This window comes from Guptibacillus hwajinpoensis, assembly GCF_001039475.1.
GTDB classification, from domain to species: Bacteria; Bacillota; Bacilli; order Bacillales; family Guptibacillaceae; genus Guptibacillus; species Guptibacillus hwajinpoensis.
On the sequence record NZ_LELK01000001.1, the window covers coordinates 1658258 to 1682257 of the forward strand.

Below are 24000 nucleotides of genomic sequence, written 5' to 3' on the forward strand. Positions count from 1 at the left end.
ACTCACGCTACAAACCGGCACTTCGGAAAACTAGAGCACCCCCTGAATTCTCCTCTTTTCCCCGTTCGCTTCACAAGGCGCTCGCCACACTTCGGGCAAACATTCGCATTCACGTTCATCTGATTGATCTCTTTCTGTCTCCGGATCCCCTCAAATGTGAGCCTGCTGCACTTCCTTTATGTTCTCTTGATCACGTCTTTCGAGAACCTTCAGCCTCACGCGAATTTCCTGTTGTGAAAATAACGGGAGAACATCACTCTGATACTGATCGACAACCCGCTTCAAATCCTCTGGATGAATCACATCACTATTCCGAAATGGTTCTCGAAATTTAAGCTCAGAACGATTTGTGAAAACAACGACTGAATAATAAGGAATATCAGCGAACTTCTCTCCAAGAAACGATTTAAGCGATTCGATATGGCCATAATTTTGATGAAGGGGGTTTTTGAATTTCTGTTTATGGTTCTGAAAAGTTTGCGTCCAGTACGGCGCTTTCTCACTACCATAGATCCATCCACCATAATTTTTCGTTTCAATCACAAAGATCCCTTTATTCGTAACCATCACATGATCAATCTGACTCCTTGATCCATCACTTTTCGGTATGTACAAATCATGTAGAGCAGAAATCTGATACCCTTCGTACTGAGCCAACTTCTCAATAGACCTTCGAACAATTTCTTCCCCAACTTGCCCCTTAGACGTACTGATATTCCAATTCTCCTTAAGGAGTAACTTGATGAAAAGATATGCAAAACCACCCATTACTAAAGAGAAAATAATGATACCATGATGCTTGCTCCTATCTCACCGATTGATCATTTACATATATTACTATCGGTTTGAATAGGAGGAAAGTTAAGGGGTGTTTACTGTGTACTATTAATTATCATTAATTGTTAATATGGGATTTCTTGTATTTATCTCTCAAAACATAAACTATACTAGAATATGAAGTATTAATAATCGCTTAGGAGATAACTATGACCTATTCTTTAGACTCAATCGCACACCTTGATCATTCTAAAGCCTTTGCCCAATTAAACAGCAAGTTTAATAGCTTTAATCCGCTAAAAGTTCTACGTATTGAACAGTTTGAAATCAGACATTCGAATGTACTCGCCTGGTTATTAGATCCATCAGAAAATCATAACCTTGGTGACTTTTTTGTTAAAAAAGTTCTTTCTCGCATTTTCACTCGTGCTGAGAATGAAGAACGAATTCTAGATGAATCCATTGACTATGTTAATTACCATTTCGCTTCTTACTCCGATCTTGAAGTGTTTCGTGAAGTTCGCACGACAACAGGTCGTTATATTGATCTTGTCGCAAAATCAGATGATCAGAAAACCGTTTTTATTATTGAAAACAAATTCCATGCTGGAGAATCAGAGGGCCAATTAGATGATTACTTAAGCTATATTTCTACGCTTTACGAGGAAAAAGGATACACTATCATCCCGATCTTCCTAACTCTAAATAATGTAGCACCCTCCCATGCAAAATACTGGGTGCTCGATTACAGCGATCTACTCGATATCATTCAAGTTCAACTTACTCTTAACCGTGAGTCTATCGCAGACAGAGTCTATGATTTCTTAACTTATTATGTATCGATATTAAAGGAAGAATTAGTGGAAGATAGTGAAGCCGTCCGGTTAGCTCTTGATGTCTACAAGACGAATCAGCACGCGATTGACCTCCTTTATGCTACACATCATGACGAATTAAGGAAGCACCATAGATACAATGAGTTATTTAGACAAATAGACTCAATTGAAGACGAGACTCGTACTACGCTGAAACGTATATACGTAAAGCAAAAACAAACAATCGATTATGTATACCGCATTGGTAGCAATGTCCTCCGTCAGGCATTCTTAACCTTTGCCAAAAATGAAGACTTTCCTGAAGAAGCCTATCAAGCAGATTCACGACTCCCTTCCTTTATTCTTCCTGATTGGGTTGAATTTAAAGAAATCATAGGAGAGCCCACCTTCTCTTATTGGCTCGGTCATGGATTAGTTGTGTGGTATGAAAGAACGTGGGATGAACGGTTAAAGCTCACGATTGAAGTTGGTCCACTTCCTTTTGAGAAAAGACTTTCTTTCATACATGCGCTTGAAGCACAGGAAATACGAATAAATCCAAAAGCCAAAATTGAAGGTAGTAAGTTCACAAGAATACATACACAAAAAGTAGATATAACCGATTGGGCAAATAAAGAAGATGTTCTAGATGGAATTGAATACCTCTATCAAACAAACGAAACAATGAATACCTTTAAAAAGATTGCATTAGCAGTTGAAGCCATTCAATCTCAAGAAATAAAAGCAAATGATGTTAAAGAGGTATCCCAAAGAAATAACTCAGTCTCCATTCCAGAACAAGCATTTGAACAGTTTGTAGCTATACACAAACTCCATTCAGAAAATTATCGTTTCACACACCGGAATAGTTCATTTGTAACCCAAACAATCCGCGAGTTGGAAAAAACCTACGGATTACCAGTGGAAAATTGGTGGTTAAACAGTGTATTCATTTTTTGGTTTGAACGCTTAAAAGATGACCGCTTAAAGTTAGTTTTGGAATTGGGTCCGATCCAGCCTGATTTACGATTAGCAGTTATTGAAGAACTTGAAGCGAACGGAATGACAATACATCCAAGATCAAAGTTACCAACTGCAAAATACACTAGAGTGTTTTCAAAGGCAAGGGTTGTGCAAGATTGGGAGAACGTTGATGAAGTGTTAACGGTGATGGAGTATCTATATAATCAGGAGGGAAATCAAAGGGTGTTGGAGATACTTGAAAAGATAAGCATCTAATTTGTTTTAACTATGACTATTGTAAAGGGTAACCTCAATCTTTGAAGTTACCCTTTTTCAAATCTAATAATTAATTAGAACAACTAAACGATAGCTGAATAAGACTAAAGAACGCTAACACTCCGGTTCCTAGAACTGCATTAACAATAATTCCTGCATGGAGTAGTACACATTAAATTGTATAGTACCGTTCTGGCCCCTTAAACACTTCTCTCACATGCCAGTTCAAAAAGCGATCCTCAGGCAAGTAATCCGGATGAATCGGACGTCGAATATCCCTTCCATGAAATTGCAGTAGCCACTCCTGAAAACCGCTCGTCCCGTGTGCCTGCTCAGCTACGAGAAACGTATTTTCCTCTGACAACGTAAAGACTCCTCGATCAAACAGTTTATGATGCATGGAACAAAGTGCAATCCCATTGTTTTCAATATCAGGTCCACCAGCCTGATGCCATTTAATATGTGCTGCTTCCACGCCAACAAGCTTGTCTCCAAGTCGAACATTAAACCCACAAACCTCACAGCTATATTCATAGGCTTTTAGTATTCTTTCTCGGAAGTAAGGATTTCTTGAACGCTTACCTTTATATTCTAGATCCAGTCCAACATGAGCCAAAATATCCTCGTGCAACGTTTCTGGAAAGTGATTCCTGAGTAGAATATCTGCCACTTCGCATAAGAGCTGATGGTTATCTTTTAGCAAATGGTAGACTTCATCAGTAAATCCCCCACTTACATGATGATCTAATAGTAATCGATTGTTTGGATTACGAGTGTCTAGCTCTAATCTTGACCTTAACTCCCATATCCCATCATGCTTTAACCTTACAAACGGCTCTTCTGGATGATAGGACTTTCGCTTAGGACCAAACTCGATTAATAGACTGGTTAATTTTTCTTTCACTTCTTTATATGGAATGAACTGTGACTGATCACTTTGCAATCTGGCAAGTGTATAAAGGAGGAGAAGTGGTTTATGAGGGGCACGCTGATTGCCTTTTTTCCAGATACTTAGTGAGTTAATGTTTTCTTTCAAAGTGGTTTCCTTCATTGATTCGTGCTCCTTGTACTTGTGCACTTAGTAGCTGTATTTTTCTAAATTCAATTTTCTTTTAAACAGGAGACTATCTACAATTTCAGTCCTTCACATCTATTAAATAAACCCGATCATCAAATCCACCGCGTGCTTGCCTTTTATCCCTACGTACTTCTTCCAACTCATCAAAAGAAGAATGATGAACCTCAACTAATGAATAGATCAGCTCCAGCATATCTGCCAACTCTTCAACGGCATGACTATCTTCCTTTGCCTCAAGGTACTCTTGAAGTTCTTCTTTTAGCTTCAGCTGCAGCTCTTCTTTGTACTCAGATTCATCGAGAATCCTAGTATTGAACTTGTTTCCGTTTGTACGAATGATTTCTGGAATGCGGTCTCTAACTAGCTTATTGTAGGTAGGCATTTCCCTTCTCTCCTTCGCTTGTAGGTTATTTAAATGATAATATAAGACTAGCTGAATTGGAAAAGGAGTTGCAAATTAATCATGAAAAAAGTAAAAGTAGTCGGTGCCATCATCCGTAACGAACAAGATGAATTCCTTTGTGCCCTTCGCTCTCCGACCATGTCTCTACCAAACTTATGGGAGTTTCCAGGCGGGAAGATTGAGGAAGGCGAAACACCTGAACAAACGTTAGTTCGCGAAATTGAAGAAGAGCTAGACTGTGAAATTCAGGTTTATGAAAAGGTTGAAGAAGTCGTTCATGAATACCCGAATGTTATTGTTAATCTTCTTACATATGAATCAACTATTATTAGCGGAGAACCGAAAGCAAAAGAACATGCTAAGTTACAATGGGTTCCGAAGCGTGACCTACGTTCACTTGAATGGGCTCCTGCTGATATTCCAACAATTGATAAGCTTTTATCGAATTAAATCAATAAACAAATCCTCTGGCACGGGATGATGAATTTTCCATTTAATGTTCATCGGTTTGTCTCCATGACTTGAAACATAATCGACTTCTCCTAAGTACGTAAATGGAAGCGTCATTCCGTGCATACTATCAAACTTACGAACAAATAAATGAATGTGAATGTTATTTTCCTTATGATGAACATAAGCTTGTCCAACAGATGAATTGTGAGACGTTTGGTTCTGACTTTGCCAATGGAAATGACGCTGATCTATAAAATAATCTTTATAGTGAAGATGGTCCGAGACCGCTGCGTCTTTATTTAAGTTTATGAATAGAAGATAGTGGTTCCGGGCTCGACTTACACCTTCACGCCAAGTCCCCTCCTGGACACCCGCTTGAAATAAGAAGATCAGATCATTACGCGAATAGTTTTGATAGCGAATTACACGCTCGCCTTCCCCTAGAAAACGATCTGCTTTAAAGGTTCGACGAAACTCCACAATTCCATACTCGATCCGTTCCATGAATCTTTCACGAATATTTTCACTTGATAAAGCTTCATGTAAGCTTCTATCTATCATGAATCCATTCTCTTCAATAGTGCCGATAACATGCTTGTGCTTTTTATACCCCTTAGTTAATTTGACCATCGCATCATGAATTAAGCTTCCATGTTTTACATCATCCGGCGGGATACCAAACCGACGCTGAATAACTTGAAGCACATGTGAAAGTTGAACTACAGAAACTTCTGTAGCTGCTTCCAAAATAGCGAACTCATATGGCCACTTTAACGGATACATATTCTCCATTCGCTCAAACAGCTCATTTACCTGTTCATTCTCTAAAATAACTTCATCTACAATAGAAAGATCCTTCATTTTTTTCTTCGTTTTCACCCAAGACCCTAAGCGATTAACAAAGAAATGCAGATTTGGGGCACTTTCAGAATAAAGAAAGTCAATCACCTCTGGCGATCTTCCAAGCTCTCGCTTAAACTGCGCATAGAGACTTGTTAGCATCGCAAGCAAATCCATACGGATGCTATCGATCTTTTCTAAAATACGCTTTTGAGAGACTTGATCAAGATCAACATAAGAAGCGCCTGGTAGATCGGCAAACTCATGCTGAACAGCAATACGAAGCGTATCCTTATCAAAAGCACGTGAATTGGTCTCTCCAGCAAGTGCCAATGGCACGATAAACGACTTTTGATAGTTCCCGATAAAGTCAAGAATGGTAACAAACTCTTTCCCTTCGACCTTTCGTAAACCTCGTCCTAGCTGCTGGATGAATACCGTTGAAGATTCTGTTGGTCTTAGAAATAAGATAAGATTGAGTCGAGGAATATCTATCCCCTCGTTAAAAATATTAACCGAGAAAATCATCTGTAGTGAATCTTCGTTATCTTCAAGCTGCTGAATGACCTGTCTTCTATATTCAGGAGAATCATTTCCTGTGAGCACCGTCGTCACATACCCTAAACGGTTAAATGATTCGCTCATGAATGTTGCATGCTCAATCGTTGCACAAAAACCTAATCCAATAAGCTGCTCTCCATCAAATCCATAACGATTAATCATTTGATGCACATAGTCAACACGTTCATTTGTCTTCAACGCTTTTACAAGTTGACGTTCATTTAATAAGCCATTTCGTAAACCAATTTCATTGTAATCAACTGTATCATCCGCTAATCCAAAGTAATGAAAAGGCGCTATTAATTCCGTTTCAAGTGCATCACGTAGTCGTATCTCATACACTACATTGTAATCACATAGTGCAAGCACATCACGTCCATCCATTCGTTCAGGAGTTGCCGTTAACCCTAGCAAAAAAGTTGGTTCAAAATAGTTTAAGATCTTCGTATACGAAGGAGCCTCCGCATGATGAAATTCATCTACAATAATGTAATCAAATTCATTCGAATGAAACTGATGAAGCGCCTGATCAGAGTGTAGCGACTGAACGGTACTAAATAAAAACGGTTGATGGATGTCTTTTTCTTTTCCAGTTAACTTCCCACATAAATGACTGTTGTTAAACACCTTTTCAAAAGTTCCCTTTGCGTTGTCCAGCAATTCCTCCCGATGTGCGAGAAAAAGCATGCGCTTAGGCTTCACTTTAAATACATCAAAGGCTGACAAATAGGTTTTTCCCGTTCCTGTTGCTGCAATCACTACTCCTTTACAATTGCCATTCTCACGCATATGCTTCAGTGCTTGTAAGGCTTTCTTCTGCATATCATTAGGTTCAATGTCAGGGTGCCGTGAGTATGAAACTTTACTTTCTGCCACTTGTGAAATTTGGAAAGAAGGGCGGATGACAGGCTTCGTTTCCTTACCATTTAAATGGCGTTGATATCGATTAAGCAACTCCTCTGTTAAAACATGTGATTGTTCATCATTCCAAGCCTTCTGAAACTTTTCCATAGCCTGTTTGTAGATTGGTAGATAACTAGAATCCGGAACTTTCACATTCCATTCATGCCCGTTGATCAAGGCAGCATGTGACAAATTCGATGAACCGATTATCCCTGTATGCAATCCAGACGCACGTTCAAACAGGTAACCCTTCGTATGAAACGACTCTCTTCCAGAATCGAATATACGCACTTCCACATTTGAAAACTCGAGCAGCTTTTGTAGTGCCTTTGCTTCCGTCACGTTCATATAAAATGAGGTTAAAATCCTCACCTTTATCCCACGTTGATGCAATTCAGTTAATGGCCGAATCAGTAGCTGTAAGCCAGACATTCGAATGAAACTCACCATAAAGGAGACCGAATCCGCTGATAGCATCTCAAATTTCAATGATTTAAACAGGTTTTTCATCTTCAGCTTTTCGTTTGAGATCAGTTCTATTGAAGATAAGTGTTGGTTTTCTAGCTCAGGGATTTCTTGATCATCGTAACGATAGAGTACGTTTGATAAAGGTAAGAAAAGATTTTTATTTTCTTGCCCAACAAGCTGAAGAACTTTGTGAGTAAAGGCTATCGCCTCATCTACGTTTCCCTCCTCTAGCAATCCCTTGTATTTCTGACCGATTGCAAATGCACTCTTATGGATTAAAGCCTCTCTATATTCGGTTGGTAGTAATATGGATTGTTTCTGGTTGGTTGGGTAGTGTTTGTTGGTTTGTTTGAGTTCTTCATATGTACCTGGTTTCTCGGTCATAGTTACCTTCCTTAGAGCAAATTTCAAATCTATATTTTGATTTTAGTAATATGATAACGAGTGCAAAATTATTGATTTCTAAACAAATTAGATGTTAATTACTCTTTCTCCATCCATAGTTTAACAGATTTACATTTTCAAAATAGACTACTTTTTATAAAGTCTAAGGAACACTTTGCCCGAAGCTGAGTGGGTAGATGCTGACTTCGGTAATAGAAAACCGAGTATGCTTTATATCTTCTTAAATGTTAAGTTCACTATACCGATTTCTAACGACTTACTCTGTAAGAAATCCTGTTACGGTGCGTACATTCCTTTTTCACTAGAAGTAACCACCGTTTCATGCACTGGTATTTGTGCTAAAACTGCCAATCATAAAAAGAACCCTATCTTTAGCTAAAGTACCGTTCGATTGTTTCTTTCATTCTTTCTTTATTTACCTCAAATTGACGATGACCATTTTCGCCTGAAGGATGTGGAAATCCGTTTACGATGGAGTTAGCTGAAATCAAGTTATTTTCAGCTAAATGCATCAGCACTTTCGTTACATTGACACCTTAAGGCACCAGAAGTGGTTTGGACGAGATGACTGGCGGGACCAAACAGTTCACTAGTAGACGGCAGGTTTAAGAATGTATGTAGATTCAATTCATCTAACATCGTAATCAAGTTTTCCTCATCGGACCTTCGAAACCGGAATGATTCTTTACCTTTTCTAAAACCTCTTCATCTCCAATTACTTCATCGCCATTATTCCAAACTATTTCAAATGATTTCTTCATCTGATGAAGTCCAGGAGTAATTCCGACAATTACGATTTTCGCATGTTCATTCACATGTTCGAACGGAGCATAATACATTTCCAAGTTCTTTTTCTCGTCTCGTTCAAGTAAGAAAGTTTTGTTCATTAGCTCTTCCTGATCAACAGGATTTGTTAGGGAATGAATTGATTCTTTAAAACTAGTAAATTTTTAATAGGTAACGATGGCCACTATAATCCCTCCAATATATCTAAATGTACTATTTCTATTATGATCTTAATGGTTCCACTTGCAGGGATGGTTAACACATTTTGATTCATCAAATCACCGCTTCCATTTATTGTATGATCTTGTTTTCATTGTACTATTGTTTCATTTATCGAAGAGGAAAACCTTACTTTATAAATGGTCTCATAATAAAGCATCTCACTCCTCCTAATTACTTCACCTTCTATCGCTTTACTTCATTTGAGTAGAAGTTATAGTTATGAGTGCCTGTCACCACCCGGTTTAAGTCGAACTAAGTCGACTCATTTTCATCTAGAAAAAACTTTCGCCTAATTAACATACACCCTATTAAACACAAAAATAAAAAGACATCCCCTACACAGAGACGTCCCTCACCTTACCTTAATACTGTCATGCAACATTTCATACATCATCTTCATCTTAATTAACTTCAATTCATTTTCTTTGAACCGCTGCACCAGCGCCTTATTCGCCTGACCATCAAAGTTATGCTCAATCTGGTTAAGGATCGCTTTATGGCGTTCACTAAGCAAACCGACCGCGTAACAATGTTCGAGATGGTAGGTTAAGAGATTTGCTTCCGATTCAAGATCACTTTTGATCTGGGCCCTTAAGGCATCCTTTTGTCGCTGCCTTTCCCAGTAATCGTTCCACCAGTCAAAATCAAAGTCCATTTCTTCACCTTCTTATCTTTAAGATCCGTACCGTAGCCATTGCGCAAGAAATTGATCAGCTTGCATCAAGTCAGTACTCATTCGCTCCATATTGTAAGCAATATCCGCTGTGTCTTGATGCGTATCACCAAGTGATGCCATTAAGCTATCGAACATCTGGATATCAAATAACATCGGCACACCGTCTACTGGTGCTTTCGTAAACTCGTGAAAGTAACCCTCTACGTCTGACGCATTTAATTTATCGAATTGCCCGCTTCCTACTGCATTCATGTATTTGCTTTTCATATCGCGCATTGAGTTCATGTACACATTAAGGAAATCTAGCAACGCCTGTTTCGTTGCTTCAATTTGCTCCTCGCTCTGCTTCATTTCTTGCACATACATTTCCATTAAGCTTTCTTGGATTTGGATATGGAAGTCAGAGACACCACTGTTTTTAAGGGCAAGTGGGGATAGGGATAGTTGACTTTGGAGTTTTTCGTCAAAAAGCACTTGTGGCACAAAGTAACCTTCATCGTCATATAAACTTGAATCTAAGTAATTTTTAATCCCGTGCATGGAAACCCCGACCATTTCGGCTTGACTAGGATCATTCATATAATAAACGGAACCAACAGATTTCTCATAATAAGTACCTACCACATCATCTGGGTATGTATAGGTGATTACGTTATCCTTGTACTCACCATTAATAGCATTATGCTGTTGCTCGGGCGTTAAAAGTGAATATATGTCTGCAGATGCAAACGTTATGGCATTGGAATCGTTGGTTACAGCAAAATACTGCGCTAATCCACCACCAAGTGAATGACCGACAAACGTAATGTTTTTTGCGCCAAATTTCTCCACATAATGATCTACTTTTTCTTTCGCTTCGGTAAACTGATTTTTGTGAACATACGATATGGTGCCAGCTTTTGAATCAAGTTCAGCTCGACCACTTGCTAGACTTGCATCCTGGGAAGGAGTTCCTAAATAGTCTGTTGTCCCATACCTCTTTTTGGTATAATTGGAATTGCCTAAAACGATGCCTTCGAGGTCTTCTTTGACATCTTTATTCGATTCAGCAAGTTCTCCTTTACTGATCGCATTTTTTTCATATACGAGATTTCCATTTTCAATACTTGCTTCACCGGTCGCTAACATCGCGTCTTGGGAAGGAGAACCAACATATTTAGTTTCAACTTTAGTAGTTACTGATTCTGGCATTTCTGTACCGCGAAAACTGATGACGATTTGTCCAGTCTTTTCACTTTTTAATACATAACCAAAGAGGCCTGTATAATCATCCTTTATCGTATCAATGGGATGCCATATATCCTTTCCATAATTTTTTATTTCTGTTTGTATTTTCTTAACGTCGTCGAAATAAGTTTGTTCAGAAATCTCAGCAGCTTCAGTATCTCTAATTTTCTTCATTAACTTCACTCCAAATATTAAATGAGGTGATTATTTGTATTCTCGACTCATCTTAGTCCTTTCCATTATTATACTATTAGGAGGCTGCAGTGTGAACTCTAACAGTGAAGACTATAGTGAAGAAACGATCGATAAAGCTAAAGCAAGCGTAGAAAGTTACATTATTAATAATTATCAAAATGTCGAAAGCGTAGAGTTTAAAGATTCTCCTTCGGCACCGATGGGTAGACTTGTCCTTGAAGGTACCGTTAATCAAAAAGCTACATTTAACATCGGTGTGAATGATGATTTCACAGTTGGAAGTGTTGGAATGGGTGAAGGCTTTCCAGAGCCTAAGGAAGAATGTAGAGACCACTCCTGTGATTATGAAGTAAGTAAATAATAAATTTAATGCTCTCTCAGCCTGTTGCCTCAGATTACTTCTGTGAAAGCAGGCTTTCTTTTTGGAATGAATTACTGCGCTATTAGAGTTATAATTTAGCGAAACACATAATGTAGTAATAACTAATTGGTATTTATACACAAAATCATCCCTATTCATCAACCCGAGGTGTTGTATATGAAGACAATTGAAGTTTTAACCATCTCAATTCTAATTATAGTAGCTGGATGCTCCGTGAACTCCAGTACTGAAAAATACAGCGGAGAAACAGTTAAAGAAGCACAAGCAAACGGTGAAGCTTTTTCTGTAAGCCTGGACACTGATCTTATGGTGGCTGGGGTTGCGATACAAAGTGAAAAATTTCCTGAAAAGAAAGAAGAATGCGTGGAGAGGATATGTGACTATTAACTCTTTCCCACAAAAATTAGGCTTTCTAGATATTAGATTCAATGCATAAGGAGGAAATCCAATTTCTAAAATGCGATTTTTATTACTTATCGTCGTTCTTCTCCTATTAGCAGCTTGTAATGTGAATACGCATAGCGACGATTATGACAACGAAACAAAAGAAAAAGCAAAAGCTTCCGTTGAAGAATTCATCACGAGTAACTATGAAGAGATCGACTCCGTTGAAATGACTAGAGTTTATCAGAGCGAGATGGGTGGCCTAAATGTAGATGGAACGGTTAATGGAGGTGCAGCCAGGTTCTCGGCTGGAATAGAGAATGATTTCTCTGTCGGAAGTTTAGGATTAGGTGAAGACTTTCCCGAGATGAAAGAAGCTTGTAAAGAACGGATTTGTGAGTGACCGAACCTTCAGCAAATTCAACATGTGAGGATATGATTTTATTGAAAAGCGTCTACATCTGTCTTATCTCATTATTAGTCCTCCTATCAGGCTGTAATGAGAACGCAACTGATGATGAAACGATCTCAAAAGCAAGAGATACAGTTGAAAGCTACTTAATTCACAATTATAAGGATATTGATCAGATCGAGTTTGATAAGGACACAACTAGTCCGATGGGCGGAATGATGATCTCTGGGATAGTAAATGGGAATGAAAAAGCAACCTTTTCGATCGATGTCGAAGTCGAAAACGACTTTTCGGTCGGTAGCATTGGAAAAGGTGAGGAATTCCCTGAACGTAAGCAGGAATGTATCGAAAAAACATGTGATTACTAAGTGAACATGGACGTCTTTTCTCTCAGTTTCCCCTCCTATTACGAGTGAGGTCCCCTTTATTGGCTAAAATTCGATTATATTGGCCATTTTGCTTTTTTATTGTCCAAAATCGAAATATATTGGCCAAATTCATATTTTATTAGCTAACTAGAATCATTTTAATTACCCCCAACAACCCACACCGCAAAAAAATCATGAGAATCGTCCCCCATGATTCCCCTCAACCACGAAAGATCTCACCCCCAAAACATATGATAAACAAAAGCACCGCTTTGAAAGGAGTGGCACACATGCTCGAAAAGTTTGTGGATCGCCTCCCCATCATGCCAGTGATTCAGCCTCTTATGATGAAAAATCAGATTCCCTATTATGATGTAACAATGAAATAAAGCATGCAGAAGCTCCATCGAGATCTACCTTCAACCCGAATATGGGGGTATAACGGTCTCTTTCCTGGGCCTACGTTTCACGTGTTTCGAGGGCAGCCGATTCGGGTTCTTTGGCGAAGTGCGCTTCCTGAGAAGCATTTTCTTCCGATTGATACGACGGTTCATGGAGCTGATCATGGTGCTCCTGAAGTTCGGACAGTTGTTCACCTTCATGGTGGGGTGACGCCTGATACGAGCGATGGGTATCCAGAGGCGTGGTTTACTCCTGGGTTTCAACAGGTTGGGCGTTATTTTACGAATGCTGTTTATGAGTATCCGAACGATCAGGCTGCGACGAACCTCTGGTATCATGATCATGCGATGGGGATTACCCGGTTGAACATCTATGCGGGGCTTGCTGGTATGTATATTTTGCATGACGAAGAGGAGCTGTCACTCGGGTTACCGGATGGTGAGTTTGATATCCCGCTCGTCTTACAAGATCGGTCCTTTCGTGCGGATGGATCACTGTACTATCCAGCGGAACCCAGTCCGCCTGTTGAAGGTGTTGATCCTTCTGTCTTACCTGACTTTTTCGGGAAGATGAATCTTGTTAATGGGAAGGTATGGCCTTTTATCGAGGTTGAACCTCGCAAGTACAGATTTCGGATTTTGAATGGAGCGAATGCGAGGTTTTATGGGTTATAGCTTTCGAACGATCTACCTTTTCTTCAAATTGGAACGGATCAAGGATTGTTAGAGCATCCTGTCCCTGTCACGAACTTGTTGCTTGCGCCGGCGGAGCGTGCGGATGTGGTCATTGATTTCAGTTCTTCTGCAGGTGTGGAGATCGTGATGAGAAATGGCGCTGCTTCTCCTTTTCCTCAAGGAAAGTTACCGACTCCGAAAACGACCGGTGTTGTTATGCAGTTTCGCGTTAAGAAACACCTCTCTTCTCTTGATCATAGTAACGTCCCACAAAACTTATCTACTTATCATGGGATGAATCCAGTACAATCCAACAATGAGAGAAACCTTCTCCTCAGCATGCGACCAGATGAATACGGACGCTCCATCCATCTATTAAACAATGAGCTGTGGACGGATCCGATTACTGAAAAGCCTCGCTTAGGCGATGTGTAGATCTGGAGTCTAGTCAATGTTTCAAATGCCACACACCCTATTCACCTCCACCTTGTTAAGTTTCAAATTCTGGATCGGCAGCCCTTTGATGCTGAGGTGTATGAGAACGAAGGAAGAATCGTACCTACAGGACAACGGATGAAACCAGATCTGAATGAGCAGGGTTGGAAGGATACAGTAAGAGCAAATCCTAAGGAAATCACACGGATTATCATGAAGTTTGAACCGTATGCCGGATTGTTCGTCTGGCACTGTCATATTCTCGAACACGAAGATTACGAAATGATGCGCCCTTACGTAGTTGTGGGTAAAGGATAAGAAGAGGGGTCAGGCACGTGTCTGATCCCTCTTCTTATTCTGCAAAAGTCTACTATCCTCTTCATTCTTCATCCTTATCAACTTTCTTCCTAACCAAATAAATCCACATAACACTATAGGTTACCATCGCTAATATCAAAAAGATGGGTACAGATAGAACATCACGAATCTCCATAACTGCTCCACTCCTTTATTATTTTAGACTGTCCAATGGAACGGGAAATAATAGATAGAATAGGATGGCGATGGGAATGGAGATGACTAGTGCTTTAACCGGACTTCGATAATGGATATAAATCATCACGAACAAGATCGTATTCAAGGGAATGTTTAACCAACCGTTCCAGCCGTTATCATAGACGTACAATCCTCTATAGGCGAAGAGCGTCTCAAGCAGTGTGTAGAATCCTGCCCATATGGCGATGTAAGTGAATTGATTGATCCTTTTTTTCGGAAAGCGCTGCAGGTAGATGATCAGACCAACGGGACAGATAAAGAATGTGAAGGCCATGTTAATGATAGAATGATTGATCCATTCTGCCGTAACGCCTCTAAACGCCCACAGTGTGTGATTGAAATAGAGGAAATTATATGTAAGATTGGCCGCTATGAAAAAGAGAATCGTAGGATACTGCTTTCTCCACTGTGACCAGTCTATAAATTTATAAGCAAAAAAGATCCAAACGACCATCACGAATAGTAAATACATAGGATTCACCTCAATCGGATTAAGTAGCTTCATCATTGCCACCGATTGGACCTTTTATACTCTAGTAAATGGGGATCGGCGCTTCTCCATACCAAAGACCCCCTTTTCTAGAATCCCCCCAAGTACCTTGCATACCTCATATTCTGAAACCGACAGTTATAAAAAGCCTTGCGATCTTCCGCCATAAGCGCGATATACGGATCAGGGTTTTGGTGATTAATTTCGATGATGGAGATGTTGCACTGATCGTCGAGTCCAATGTCGACGCCGATGTTGCCTAGATGATAGCCATTCCCTTCTATTGTCTGAATGGCTGCTAAGACAACGTGCTCCATCTCTTTTTCTAGTCTCTGAACCTCTTTTTCTCTTAAATGCCATACCTCTTTCAACGTTTTTCCTGCCAATTCTGTATGGCCGCCAGCGGTGATGTTGCTTACAATTTGACCTCGTGCTCCGTAACGTGAATAGATTCCCAAGTTTTGCCACTGTCCTTTTTGGTTCTTTGCACCCATAACGCGAAAGTCGATGACGCTTTGTTCATAGGTTTTAAGTGGAATCGTTTGTTGAATGAGGAACGCATTCCGTACTAGATGCTTTTCAAAGAAGCGAGAGCTTTCCATTTCATTCGTGAAAACTTCCTCATGGCTTTTGTGATTCACATCGAATTTAATCCTAATATGCGGTCCATCTTTTACTATATTGTAAATCCGTTTTCCTAATCGTCCGTTTAATGGTTTGATATAGACGCTCCCATGCTTCTGAAGCATTTCGTGGATGTTATGGACATCCTTGTAGAGCGTTGTTTCTGGGAGTTGATGCTTAAACTGTGGGAGAAGCATTTGATACATTTCCCATTTTGAGAAATGGGGATAGTTGAAGACTTTTCCGCCTAGCAATAATTCGATATTCCTCATTTGTTCATGGAAGGCTTTCCATGATGACGTTAAGCTCGGTTCTGTAATGGACATGACAACGCCTGGAAAAGGAAAGGTTTTCCATTGCCATATCTTTTTCTTAGGGTGATAGAGAAAGCCTTGGATCGTACCTTTTTCTTTATTAATCCCTTCAATTGAAAAGACAGCTATCGCTCCTCCAATATAGCGGTATCCTTTCACAAAGCTGTTATAAGTTGGTAGCATTTCTGCTACTTTTTTGTTCGTTAATTCGCTTAAAATTCCAATAAAAGGTCCAACCATGATCTTGTTTTCATACACTACTAGATCATAGGGACAAGATATTTGGATGCCAAGCTGTTTAATAACGTTGCTTGATAGATAGACTTCATTTTCTTCTACAAGATCAGAATCATACAGAGTTACGTACAAAGACATTATCCCAAATTGGATTTGCACGTTCTCTTTCGATTGACCTGACCGACCCAGCATGGCTGACTTCGCTACAATCAGCTTATTGTCTGTTTTAAGATATGGTTTAATAACATACATCCTACTCCCCCGCTCCAATGTGCAATTCACAGACCGTATCTGTTTAGCTACTGAAGTAGTATATGCTTTTGGTATTAAATAGGAATGTGCTACCTAACGTTGGGAAGGAAAAGAAAATGGATTTGCCCTTACAGAATTCTAGTAGTCCGAATAGGATACATAGAAGTCAATTAAGAGAGTAGGTTAATGATGAAAAACCTTCCATTACATCAGATTATTCCTCTACTAGAAGGAAGAGTTATTTCTGGAAGTACAACGAAAACAATTAAAAACGCTGCGAAATATGGAGAGCACCTCATTACGGATCATTCGCTAGTGTTTATTCTTAAGAGAAAATCCGCCTTACCTTTACCATCAGGCGTAAACAATATAACCGTTGTTACCTCAAACCCGAAAGCACTTAAAAATGTGAGAAAAGATGTTACGGTAATTTATGTGGAAAACGTGAAAAAGGCTTATTACCGATTTGTCTCCTATTATCGAAGCTTATTTCAAATTCCGGTCATCGGCGTAACAGGAACATGTGGAAAAACAACCACAAAAGAAATGATTACGTGGATTTTGAAGCAAAGACACAGCGTTGTAAGTACAAAATTAAGTCATAATGGCTTAGCAAGAAACCTCGATTATTTATTGGAGATTGATGATACAACAGACAGAGCTGTCTTTGAAATGGGGGTATCGGGTCCGAACCAATTACTGTATTCGGCTCATTATTTCCGTCCTCAAATCGGAATCATCACCGCCATTGGGACAGACCATATCGAAGGATTTAGAAGCCAAGATGCTTATATTAAGGAAAAAGCATATATGCTGGAAGCCGTCGGGAAGAACGGAACGATTATTTTGAATCGAGATGATGAAACGATTCGAAACCTTGATTTACGTTCGTTCAGCGGTAAGGTTATTTATTATGGCAAGGATTCGTCTGCGCATTTTCGTGCACATTCCATCACCTTTAACCTTGAAAAACAAGGGATGGACTTCAAATTCCTTTGTCGAGATGGAGAATACGCTTGTTTTGTGCCGGGCTTTGGGACGCACAATGTTTCGAATGCACTAGCAGCGATTATTGCTTCGTCTCTTACAGGTGTAAGGATACAAGATGCGATACGTCGTCTTAAGTCATTTCATCATATCAAAAGTCATTTGCAATTCCATGAAGGAAGAAAAGGTAGCTTACTCATTGATGACACCTGGAACACAAACCCAACTTCCATCGAAGCGGCGTTAGAAGTTCTCGTCGAAACTGCACAAGGAAGAAAGACCGTTGCGGTGATAGGCGAAATAGAAGAGCTTGGTTCTTACGCGGAACAAGAGCACCGAAAAGTCGGCTCGCTTGTCGCCAAAAAGAAAGTGGATCTTCTCATCGCTGTTGGGAAAAACGCCCTTCCGATTTGTAGTGAAGCGGCCAAGCTAGGGATGAACCCTTCAGCCATCCACATGATTACCACACAATCGGAGTTGCTCGCACTATTGAATCAAGTCGCATCGCCTAACACGTCGATTCTCTTAAAAACATCGATGCGAAGATCGTTTACTAACACGTTACAAGCGTTAGTGGCAAACGCAAAGAAAGACTGATTAGCATTTTAAGGGGTTCCGTTTTGAAGTGTAAAATCCATTTGACTTTGCGAGACCTTCCTAAAAAAGATAAAGACTCGCCAATTGACGAGTCTTTTGCCTTGGATTGGAACTGATCGTTCTTTAGATCATGTCTTTCCATTATTGAGCAAGCGCTCCCTTTTCTAGAAGATTTGATTTAGAGATATATTAGAGTGAATTTTAATCCTTTCCCGATAAATGGAACTCTGTAATTTCTGGAGGATTGTTGAACCTTATCGGAATAATGCTCACTCCCACGCCCCGATTGACATAAAGGTTGTTCTCTTCATTTCCATACCCTTCTTTTGTCCAACCATCTACATGTGCTTCGCCTTTGGTAATAAGATTCTTCCATGACCAATGAGGTGTAAAAGGAATACGAATTTGACCGCCATGAGTATGACCAGCGACCGCGGTTGGCGCGTCTCTCTGTGGAATATCATCAAACGTTTCAGGATTATGCATGATCACAAAACGCGCTTCTTCATCAGCTAGGTCTTCAAATGCAAGGAAGAAATTATCTTTTTCGGGCCACCGAGCACCGATACCTGTAATATAAAGTGCTTCCTCGGAATTTTCTGTTTCCAGAGATACCGAACGATTGTGCAAAATTTCGATGTCGATTTCCCTTAGCTTTTCCTTCACCCGTTCTGCTGTATCCATGTTGGGCTTCACCTTACGAGCACTCATATTATAGTCATGATTGCCCAGAACTGCATAAACAGGAATGTCTTCATCTGTGAGAGGTTTCAAATAAGATTGTACCTTCTCCATCTCACTTTGATGGTCGTTTACGGAATGGTAGACATAATCCCCAAGCAGGACCACTGCATCCGGTTTCCTTTCTATCACCCTATCCACTATACCTTCCATATTTCTTGCATTATCTAGCCACATACCTACTTGAAAATCAGCTAAAGCAATGATCTTTTTCCCTTCCCAGCTTTTAGGAAGATTAGGAATTATAGCTTCTTCCTTTTCCACATCAATGGTGTAAGGCTCCACCATTCCCCATGTTAAAAATATCACTAAACTTGCCAAAGCGATGTACAATGTTAATTTTCTTTTTGACTTCAATGCTTTCTCCCCTATCTTCAATTTTAACGATTAATCAATCTACTAATTTTTAGATAACCAACATATTAGGACCATTTTTTTTATACTCTTCCCCTATATGAGCAGCCAAAACCTAAGTGTTGTTAACCTTCATATTGCTTCCCACATCACTTTACTAATTCTCACGAAAGTATTTTATAAATATATATTTGAGCTATGATTGCTTTTGACTGAGTCTTCAACATTCTTTTCCTTAAACAGAATAACGACATTCAATATTAACCCTTTACCATTTGCTCCTTTGAAGCCTGGGGAACGTTGATATTAAAGCAAAATGCCCTGTGTCAATTCACAGGACATTGTTAATATCAGTTATAAGTTATGCATCTTAAAACGAAACCCTTTATCTGCATTTGATCAACCTTTTTTCTTATGAGTTGCTTGCACGATCAGTTAAATACTTGCCGTATTCGATTGGGGTACGAAAGACAGCTTCCCACGGTTGGTGAATTAATTGCCCATCGATAAACAAGCCGCTCACATAATCTGATATAAAATTACACTCGATAAAGTAGGGCTTTCCTTGTTTGTTTAGACCAATATCGAAGCCTAAATCAGCGAGAAGAGGAAAGTGGTGATCAAGGGCTTTCGCTGTTTGAAGGGAAAACTGAGAAATACTATTAACGAGGGTTTGATATGGAATCGTAGGATGTGAGTGTCTTGCCACTTCTTCAAACGTATACGTTGTGCCACCCTGTGCTCCATTCGTAAGAAAATCTTTTCCGCGAGCGACTTTACACATGATGCCAGATACCTGGAATTCCCCTCTCCCATTCTTTTGCACTGCAACTCTTAAATCAAAAGGATTGCCTTTGTAGTCTGCAAGTGGAATCATCTCTTGAATCATATACGTATGTGAACGAAGCCGCTTGATTAGTAAAGAAGGTATCACTTGTTTGAAAACCACTTGTTTCACTTCTTTATCGCCATCTGTTTTATAAGAAAGACACCATCCACTTTTCACACGCTCTAGTTTCATCGCCCCCATACCAAATTCTCCGTAGCTTTTCTTCAGTATAAGTTGCTTATGAGTAGAAGCCATCTTATTTAAGTTCTCGACGGTAAACAACTCAGTTTGAGGCAAATGATTTTTAATCCCAGGATGCTTAAGAAGAATTTGGTGGACTTTGTATTTCTCCACGTCATAGTTCGGCACATTATAAACGATGTGTCCCTTGCTCATTAGCGATTTAATACGCGAACGATAAACAGGCAGAACATCGAGAACCCTAGTATAAATCACTTTTGGCGCAGGAACTTCTTTCAGAACAAACGCCTGATGTTCGAACACGTATGCTTTTAAGGTAGACACTCCCGGTTGAACTTCAAAGAAACGGAAGTAACACGGAATGAGACCAACTTCTCTCGCTGCCTTTTCCCAAATCATAAACATCCCTAACGTGCCACCCTGTAATCCAGGCATCGCTTCATAAGTCGTTTTGGGAAGGATAATACCTAGATATTGATCGCTCACAAGTATCTGCCCCTTTCCCTTTACTCTATTACGAAGAGTGGCAGAGGTGTGCCTGGTCGAAGTGGAATGATTTGGAAATATCAAATCTATAGAAGATTCGACTTCCCACTATTTAAAATGAATCTCTACGACCTCCCGCTCATCACCATTCAACGTAAACGTCATCACATGAGGGATGTCATCCTGAAACGACTTTCCTACTCATTATCGAACCTTGATGCTATGAATCATGGTGGACAGTTCTGTTAATTGCTCTTCTATTTAATAACAGCCTAGCTAAATACTAACGTATATAGCCGACTGGTCTTTCTTATGCTCGTATAGGTGGATTGAAAGAATCATGAGAACTGTCTCTATGATTCTTTTATTGTCCAAAATCGAAATATATTTGCCAAATTCACATTTTATTAGCTAACTAGAATCATTCTAAACACCCCACACCAAAAAAATCATGGGAATCGTCTCCATGATTCCCCTCAACCAAGAAAGATCTCACCTCAAAAACATATGATAAACCAAAGCACCGCTTTGAAAGGAGATGCACACATGCTCCAAAAATTTGTGGATCGTCTCCCCGTCATTGCAGTGATTCAGCCTCTTATGATCAAGAACAAGGTTCCTTATTATGAAGTAACAATGAGAGAAAGCATGCAGAAACTCCATCGAGATCTACCTCCGACGCGAATATGGGGGTACAACGGTCTGTTTCCAGGGCCTACGTTTCATGTGTTTCGAAGGCAGCCGATTCGCGTTCTGTGGAGAAGTGCGCTTGGAGAAGCATTTCCTTCCGATTGATACGACGGTTCATGGGGCTCCTGAAGTGCGGACAGTCGTTCACCTTCATGGTGGGGTGACGCCTGATACGAGTGATGGGTATCCTGAGGCGTGGTTTACTCCTAGGTTTCAACAGGTAGGGCGTTACTTTACAAATGCTGTTTACGAGTATCCGAACGATCAGGCTGCGACGAACCTCTGGTATCATGATCATGCGATGGGTATTACCCGGTTGAACATCTATGCGGGGCTTGCTGGAATGTATATTGTTCATGATGAAGAAGAGATGTCACTCGGGTTACCGGATGGTGAGTTTGATATCCCGCTCGTCTTACAGGATCGGTCTTTTCGTGCGGATGGATCACTGTATTATCCAGCGGAACGTACTCCGCCTGTTGAAGGTGTTGATCCTTCTGTTTTACCTGACTTTTTCGGGAAGACGAATCTTGTTAATGGGAAGGTATGGCCTTATCTTGAGGTTGAGCCTCGGAAGTACCGATTTCGGATTTTGAATGGTGCGAACGCGCGGTTTTATGGATTATCGCTTTCGAACGATCTACCTTTTCTTCAAGTTGGAACGGATCAAGGGTTGTTGGAACATCCTGTGCCTGTAACGAACTTGTTACTTGCGCCGGCAGAGCGTGCGGATGTGGTCATTGATTTCAGTTCTTCTGCAGGTGAGGAGATCGTTATGAGAAATGACACTGCTTCTCCTTTTCCTCAAGGGAAATTACCGAACCCGAAAACAACCGGTGTTGTTATGCAGTTTCGTGTAAAGAAACACCTCTCTTCTCCTGATCATAGTAATGTCCCACACTACTTATCAAACTATCATGAGATGAATCCAGTACAATCCAACAATGAGAGAAACCTTCTCCTCAGCATGCGACCAGATGAATACGGACGCTCCATCCACCTATTAAACAATGAGCTGTGGACTGATCCGATTACTGAAAAGCCTCGCTTAGGCGATGTGGAGATCTGGAGTCTAGTGAATGTTTCAAATGCAACACACCCTATTCACCTTCATCTCGTTAAGTTTCAAATTCTGGATCGGCAGCCCTTTGATGCCGAGATCTATGAGAACGAAGGAAGAATCGTTCCATCAGGAAAACGGGTGAAACCCGCACTGAATGAGCAGGGATGGAAGGATACAGTAAGAGCAAATCCTAAGGAAATCACCCGGATCATCATGAAGTTTGAACCTTACCCTGGATTATTCGCGTGGCACTGTCATATTCTCGAACATGAAGATTACGAAATGATGCGTCCTTACGTTGTTGTGGGTAAAGGATAAGAAGGGGGGTCAGGCACGTGTCTGACCCCCTGAAATAGAAATTCACAAACCAACCAGATATAAAAAAGAGCTTGGAGGCGCAATGCCATTCCAAGCTCTTATCATTTCATTACTCTTTACAACTACACAAACACTTTAGTGAGAAGAACCTAAAAAGTAATCTATGAAAATGATAGCGATTGATAGGACTCCAAGTGAGGTCAAGATTATCAATACAATCTATCTTTTACCCTTATAGAAAAGATTAACAATAACGAAATAGATCGGAGTGACGACTAGTATAAAAAGGATTCCTTGGACTATTTCTTTTGTTACATAAACGACTGGATCTTCATCAATGATGGCATAAACAATAAAGTGCAACAGCCATGATCCTAACATTGTGTAACCTAGTATATGCATGAATTTTTTAGAGTCGATACCGCTTCATCCTTCTTTACTAATATTATGTAATAACCTATTTGAACTGCCCAATGAGGGAATGACTCTTTGCGATCCCCTGCAATTTTTACCATAAATAACCAGATGAACTTCGTGAATTCACTAAGCCCATCGTACTCTTTTCAAGTCTAAAAAAATGATTGAGTGGTTTAAATACTTGTCATTTTCAATGAGATTTAGAATTAGAAAATGCTTGCTCAAGCACCTTGACTAAAAGCTTTATCCCATATCATGATCATTTTCGATCCCCATCTTTTTCAGCCTACTTAAACGCAATCAAACCTCTCTCTGCTTCCAGATCAAAATAAAAACAAGCTTAACCTCTTTTCAATACGGGTAACAGTATTTGTAGTCATAAGTACAGGAGGTTAAATCATGGAAGCTCATGAGCGTGTATTAGAGTGGATTCATTCAACATTCGATATTGAAAACGTAACTCTTCAACACGAAGATTCGCTACCATTTGGTCAGCGCGTCTGGTCAGAAGATGATGATGATTATGCAATCGTATTTTTTGATGAATCATCTGATCGAGTAATGTGTTCGTTTAAAGAGGTGAAGCCGTATTGTTTTCGCGTCGATCCAATCGTTGAATTCGCAGAAATCCACCACCAATGAAGATGTACAGAAATTCATTAAAAATCATTTAGCTATCCTTTTCTTACCTGCGAATAAATCTACCACTGCATAGGTGTTATGAATTATAGCAAAAAAGG

Annotated in this window: 23 protein-coding genes and 2 pseudogenes; 11 read left to right on the forward strand and 14 right to left on the reverse strand. The window is 39.9% G+C overall.

What is annotated here, in order from left to right; all coding sequences use genetic code 11:
- Positions 1-2: 2 nt before the first annotated feature.
- Complete coding sequence (locus AB986_RS21560; RefSeq protein ID WP_084006460.1) at positions 3-119, reverse strand: topoisomerase DNA-binding C4 zinc finger domain-containing protein; 117 nt, start codon at positions 117-119, stop codon at positions 3-5.
- Positions 120-150: 31 nt separating this feature from the next.
- On the reverse strand, positions 151-768 hold the full coding sequence (locus AB986_RS08305) for a nuclease-related domain-containing protein (RefSeq protein ID WP_053216087.1): 618 nt from the start codon (positions 766-768) through the stop codon (positions 151-153).
- Positions 769-986: 218 nt separating this feature from the next.
- Between AB986_RS08305 and AB986_RS08310 the strand changes: the two genes are divergently transcribed.
- A complete protein-coding gene (locus AB986_RS08310; protein WP_048310387.1) occupies positions 987-2831 on the forward strand; it encodes a PDDEXK-like family protein in 1845 nt (614 codons plus the stop codon).
- Positions 2832-3003: 172 nt separating this feature from the next.
- On the opposite strand, the gene AB986_RS08315 is transcribed toward AB986_RS08310, so the two are convergent.
- Positions 3004-3882: a phosphorothioated DNA-binding restriction endonuclease gene (locus AB986_RS08315; protein ID WP_048310388.1), complete on the reverse strand. Its 879-nt coding sequence runs from the start codon at positions 3880-3882 to the stop codon at positions 3004-3006.
- An 85-nt stretch (positions 3883-3967) separates the two neighbouring features.
- Positions 3968-4291, reverse strand: coding sequence for a nucleoside triphosphate pyrophosphohydrolase (locus tag AB986_RS08320; RefSeq protein ID WP_048310389.1), 324 nt, complete (start codon positions 4289-4291; stop codon positions 3968-3970).
- A 78-nt stretch (positions 4292-4369) separates the two neighbouring features.
- Between AB986_RS08320 and mutT the strand changes: the two genes are divergently transcribed.
- Complete coding sequence (mutT, locus tag AB986_RS08325) at positions 4370-4762, forward strand: 8-oxo-dGTP diphosphatase MutT (protein WP_048310390.1); 393 nt, start codon at positions 4370-4372, stop codon at positions 4760-4762.
- Here mutT and AB986_RS08330 read toward each other — a convergent pair.
- From AB986_RS08330 to AB986_RS08345, 5 genes are all read right to left on the reverse strand, one after another.
- Entirely contained in the window at positions 4751-7921 is a 3171-nt protein-coding gene (locus tag AB986_RS08330; RefSeq protein WP_048310391.1) for a DUF3427 domain-containing protein, read from the reverse strand. The genes mutT and AB986_RS08330 overlap by 12 nt on opposite strands.
- Positions 7922-8313: 392 nt before the next feature.
- Positions 8314-8460, reverse strand: coding sequence for a hypothetical protein (locus AB986_RS22685; protein ID WP_236690325.1), 147 nt, complete (start codon positions 8458-8460; stop codon positions 8314-8316).
- 126 nt (positions 8461-8586) lie between these two features.
- Positions 8587-8829: a hypothetical protein gene (locus tag AB986_RS22690; protein WP_053216088.1), complete on the reverse strand. Its 243-nt coding sequence runs from the start codon at positions 8827-8829 to the stop codon at positions 8587-8589.
- Positions 8830-9302: 473 nt separating this feature from the next.
- Positions 9303-9605, reverse strand: coding sequence for a hypothetical protein (locus tag AB986_RS08340; RefSeq protein ID WP_048310392.1), 303 nt, complete (start codon positions 9603-9605; stop codon positions 9303-9305).
- Between the two features lie 18 nt (positions 9606-9623).
- Positions 9624-11027: a Tle-like phospholipase domain-containing protein gene (locus tag AB986_RS08345; RefSeq protein ID WP_048310393.1), complete on the reverse strand. Its 1404-nt coding sequence runs from the start codon at positions 11025-11027 to the stop codon at positions 9624-9626.
- Positions 11028-11118: 91 nt separating this feature from the next.
- Between AB986_RS08345 and AB986_RS08350 the strand changes: the two genes are divergently transcribed.
- From AB986_RS08350 to AB986_RS08370, 5 genes and pseudogenes are all read left to right on the forward strand, one after another.
- On the forward strand, positions 11119-11409 hold the full coding sequence (locus AB986_RS08350; protein WP_048310394.1) for a DUF1433 domain-containing protein: 291 nt from the start codon (positions 11119-11121) through the stop codon (positions 11407-11409).
- 177 nt (positions 11410-11586) lie between these two features.
- Positions 11587-11817 (forward strand): hypothetical protein, encoded by a 231-nt coding sequence (locus AB986_RS08355; RefSeq protein ID WP_048310395.1) that lies wholly within the window; start codon positions 11587-11589, stop codon positions 11815-11817.
- A gap of 70 nt (positions 11818-11887) precedes the next feature.
- The gene (locus AB986_RS08360) at positions 11888-12217 is read left to right on the forward strand and encodes a hypothetical protein (protein ID WP_048310396.1); all 330 of its coding nucleotides are present in this window, start codon (positions 11888-11890) and stop codon (positions 12215-12217) included.
- A gap of 41 nt (positions 12218-12258) precedes the next feature.
- On the forward strand, positions 12259-12594 hold the full coding sequence (locus tag AB986_RS08365; protein WP_048310397.1) for a DUF1433 domain-containing protein: 336 nt from the start codon (positions 12259-12261) through the stop codon (positions 12592-12594).
- A gap of 290 nt (positions 12595-12884) precedes the next feature.
- Positions 12885-14423: pseudogene (locus AB986_RS08370) on the forward strand (multicopper oxidase family protein).
- Positions 14424-14616: 193 nt separating this feature from the next.
- Here AB986_RS08370 and AB986_RS08375 read toward each other — a convergent pair.
- Positions 14617-15168 (reverse strand): CBO0543 family protein, encoded by a 552-nt coding sequence (locus AB986_RS08375; protein ID WP_236690363.1) that lies wholly within the window; start codon positions 15166-15168, stop codon positions 14617-14619.
- A gap of 71 nt (positions 15169-15239) precedes the next feature.
- Positions 15240-16577, reverse strand: a complete 1338-nt coding sequence (locus AB986_RS08380) for a YheC/YheD family endospore coat-associated protein (RefSeq protein ID WP_048310398.1) — start codon at positions 16575-16577, stop codon at positions 15240-15242.
- A gap of 186 nt (positions 16578-16763) precedes the next feature.
- On the opposite strand from AB986_RS08380, the gene AB986_RS08385 reads away from it, so the two are divergent.
- Positions 16764-18161, forward strand: coding sequence for a UDP-N-acetylmuramoyl-tripeptide--D-alanyl-D-alanine ligase (locus AB986_RS08385; RefSeq protein WP_053216089.1), 1398 nt, complete (start codon positions 16764-16766; stop codon positions 18159-18161).
- Positions 18162-18362: 201 nt separating this feature from the next.
- Here the strand turns inward: AB986_RS08385 and AB986_RS08390 are convergent, their stop codons facing one another.
- Together AB986_RS08390 and AB986_RS08395 are read right to left on the reverse strand one after the other, a co-directional pair.
- Positions 18363-19259, reverse strand: coding sequence for a metallophosphoesterase (locus tag AB986_RS08390; RefSeq protein WP_048310399.1), 897 nt, complete (start codon positions 19257-19259; stop codon positions 18363-18365).
- Between the two features lie 409 nt (positions 19260-19668).
- Positions 19669-20772, reverse strand: coding sequence for a YheC/YheD family endospore coat-associated protein (locus tag AB986_RS08395; protein ID WP_048310400.1), 1104 nt, complete (start codon positions 20770-20772; stop codon positions 19669-19671).
- Positions 20773-20820: 48 nt separating this feature from the next.
- Here AB986_RS08395 and AB986_RS22055 point away from each other — a divergent pair, with 48 nt between their 5' ends.
- Together AB986_RS22055 and AB986_RS08400 are read left to right on the forward strand one after the other, a co-directional pair.
- Positions 20821-21021: a hypothetical protein gene (locus tag AB986_RS22055; protein ID WP_152670944.1), complete on the forward strand. Its 201-nt coding sequence runs from the start codon at positions 20821-20823 to the stop codon at positions 21019-21021.
- Positions 21022-21318: 297 nt separating this feature from the next.
- Positions 21319-22843 (forward strand): annotated as a pseudogene (locus AB986_RS08400) (multicopper oxidase family protein).
- 219 nt (positions 22844-23062) lie between these two features.
- Here AB986_RS08400 and AB986_RS22325 read toward each other — a convergent pair.
- Positions 23063-23224, reverse strand: coding sequence for a hypothetical protein (locus AB986_RS22325; protein ID WP_236690326.1), 162 nt, complete (start codon positions 23222-23224; stop codon positions 23063-23065).
- Positions 23225-23659: 435 nt separating this feature from the next.
- Here AB986_RS22325 and AB986_RS08410 point away from each other — a divergent pair, with 435 nt between their 5' ends.
- Positions 23660-23902 (forward strand): hypothetical protein, encoded by a 243-nt coding sequence (locus tag AB986_RS08410; RefSeq protein WP_048310402.1) that lies wholly within the window; start codon positions 23660-23662, stop codon positions 23900-23902.
- The last annotated feature ends 98 nt before the right edge of the window (positions 23903-24000 follow it).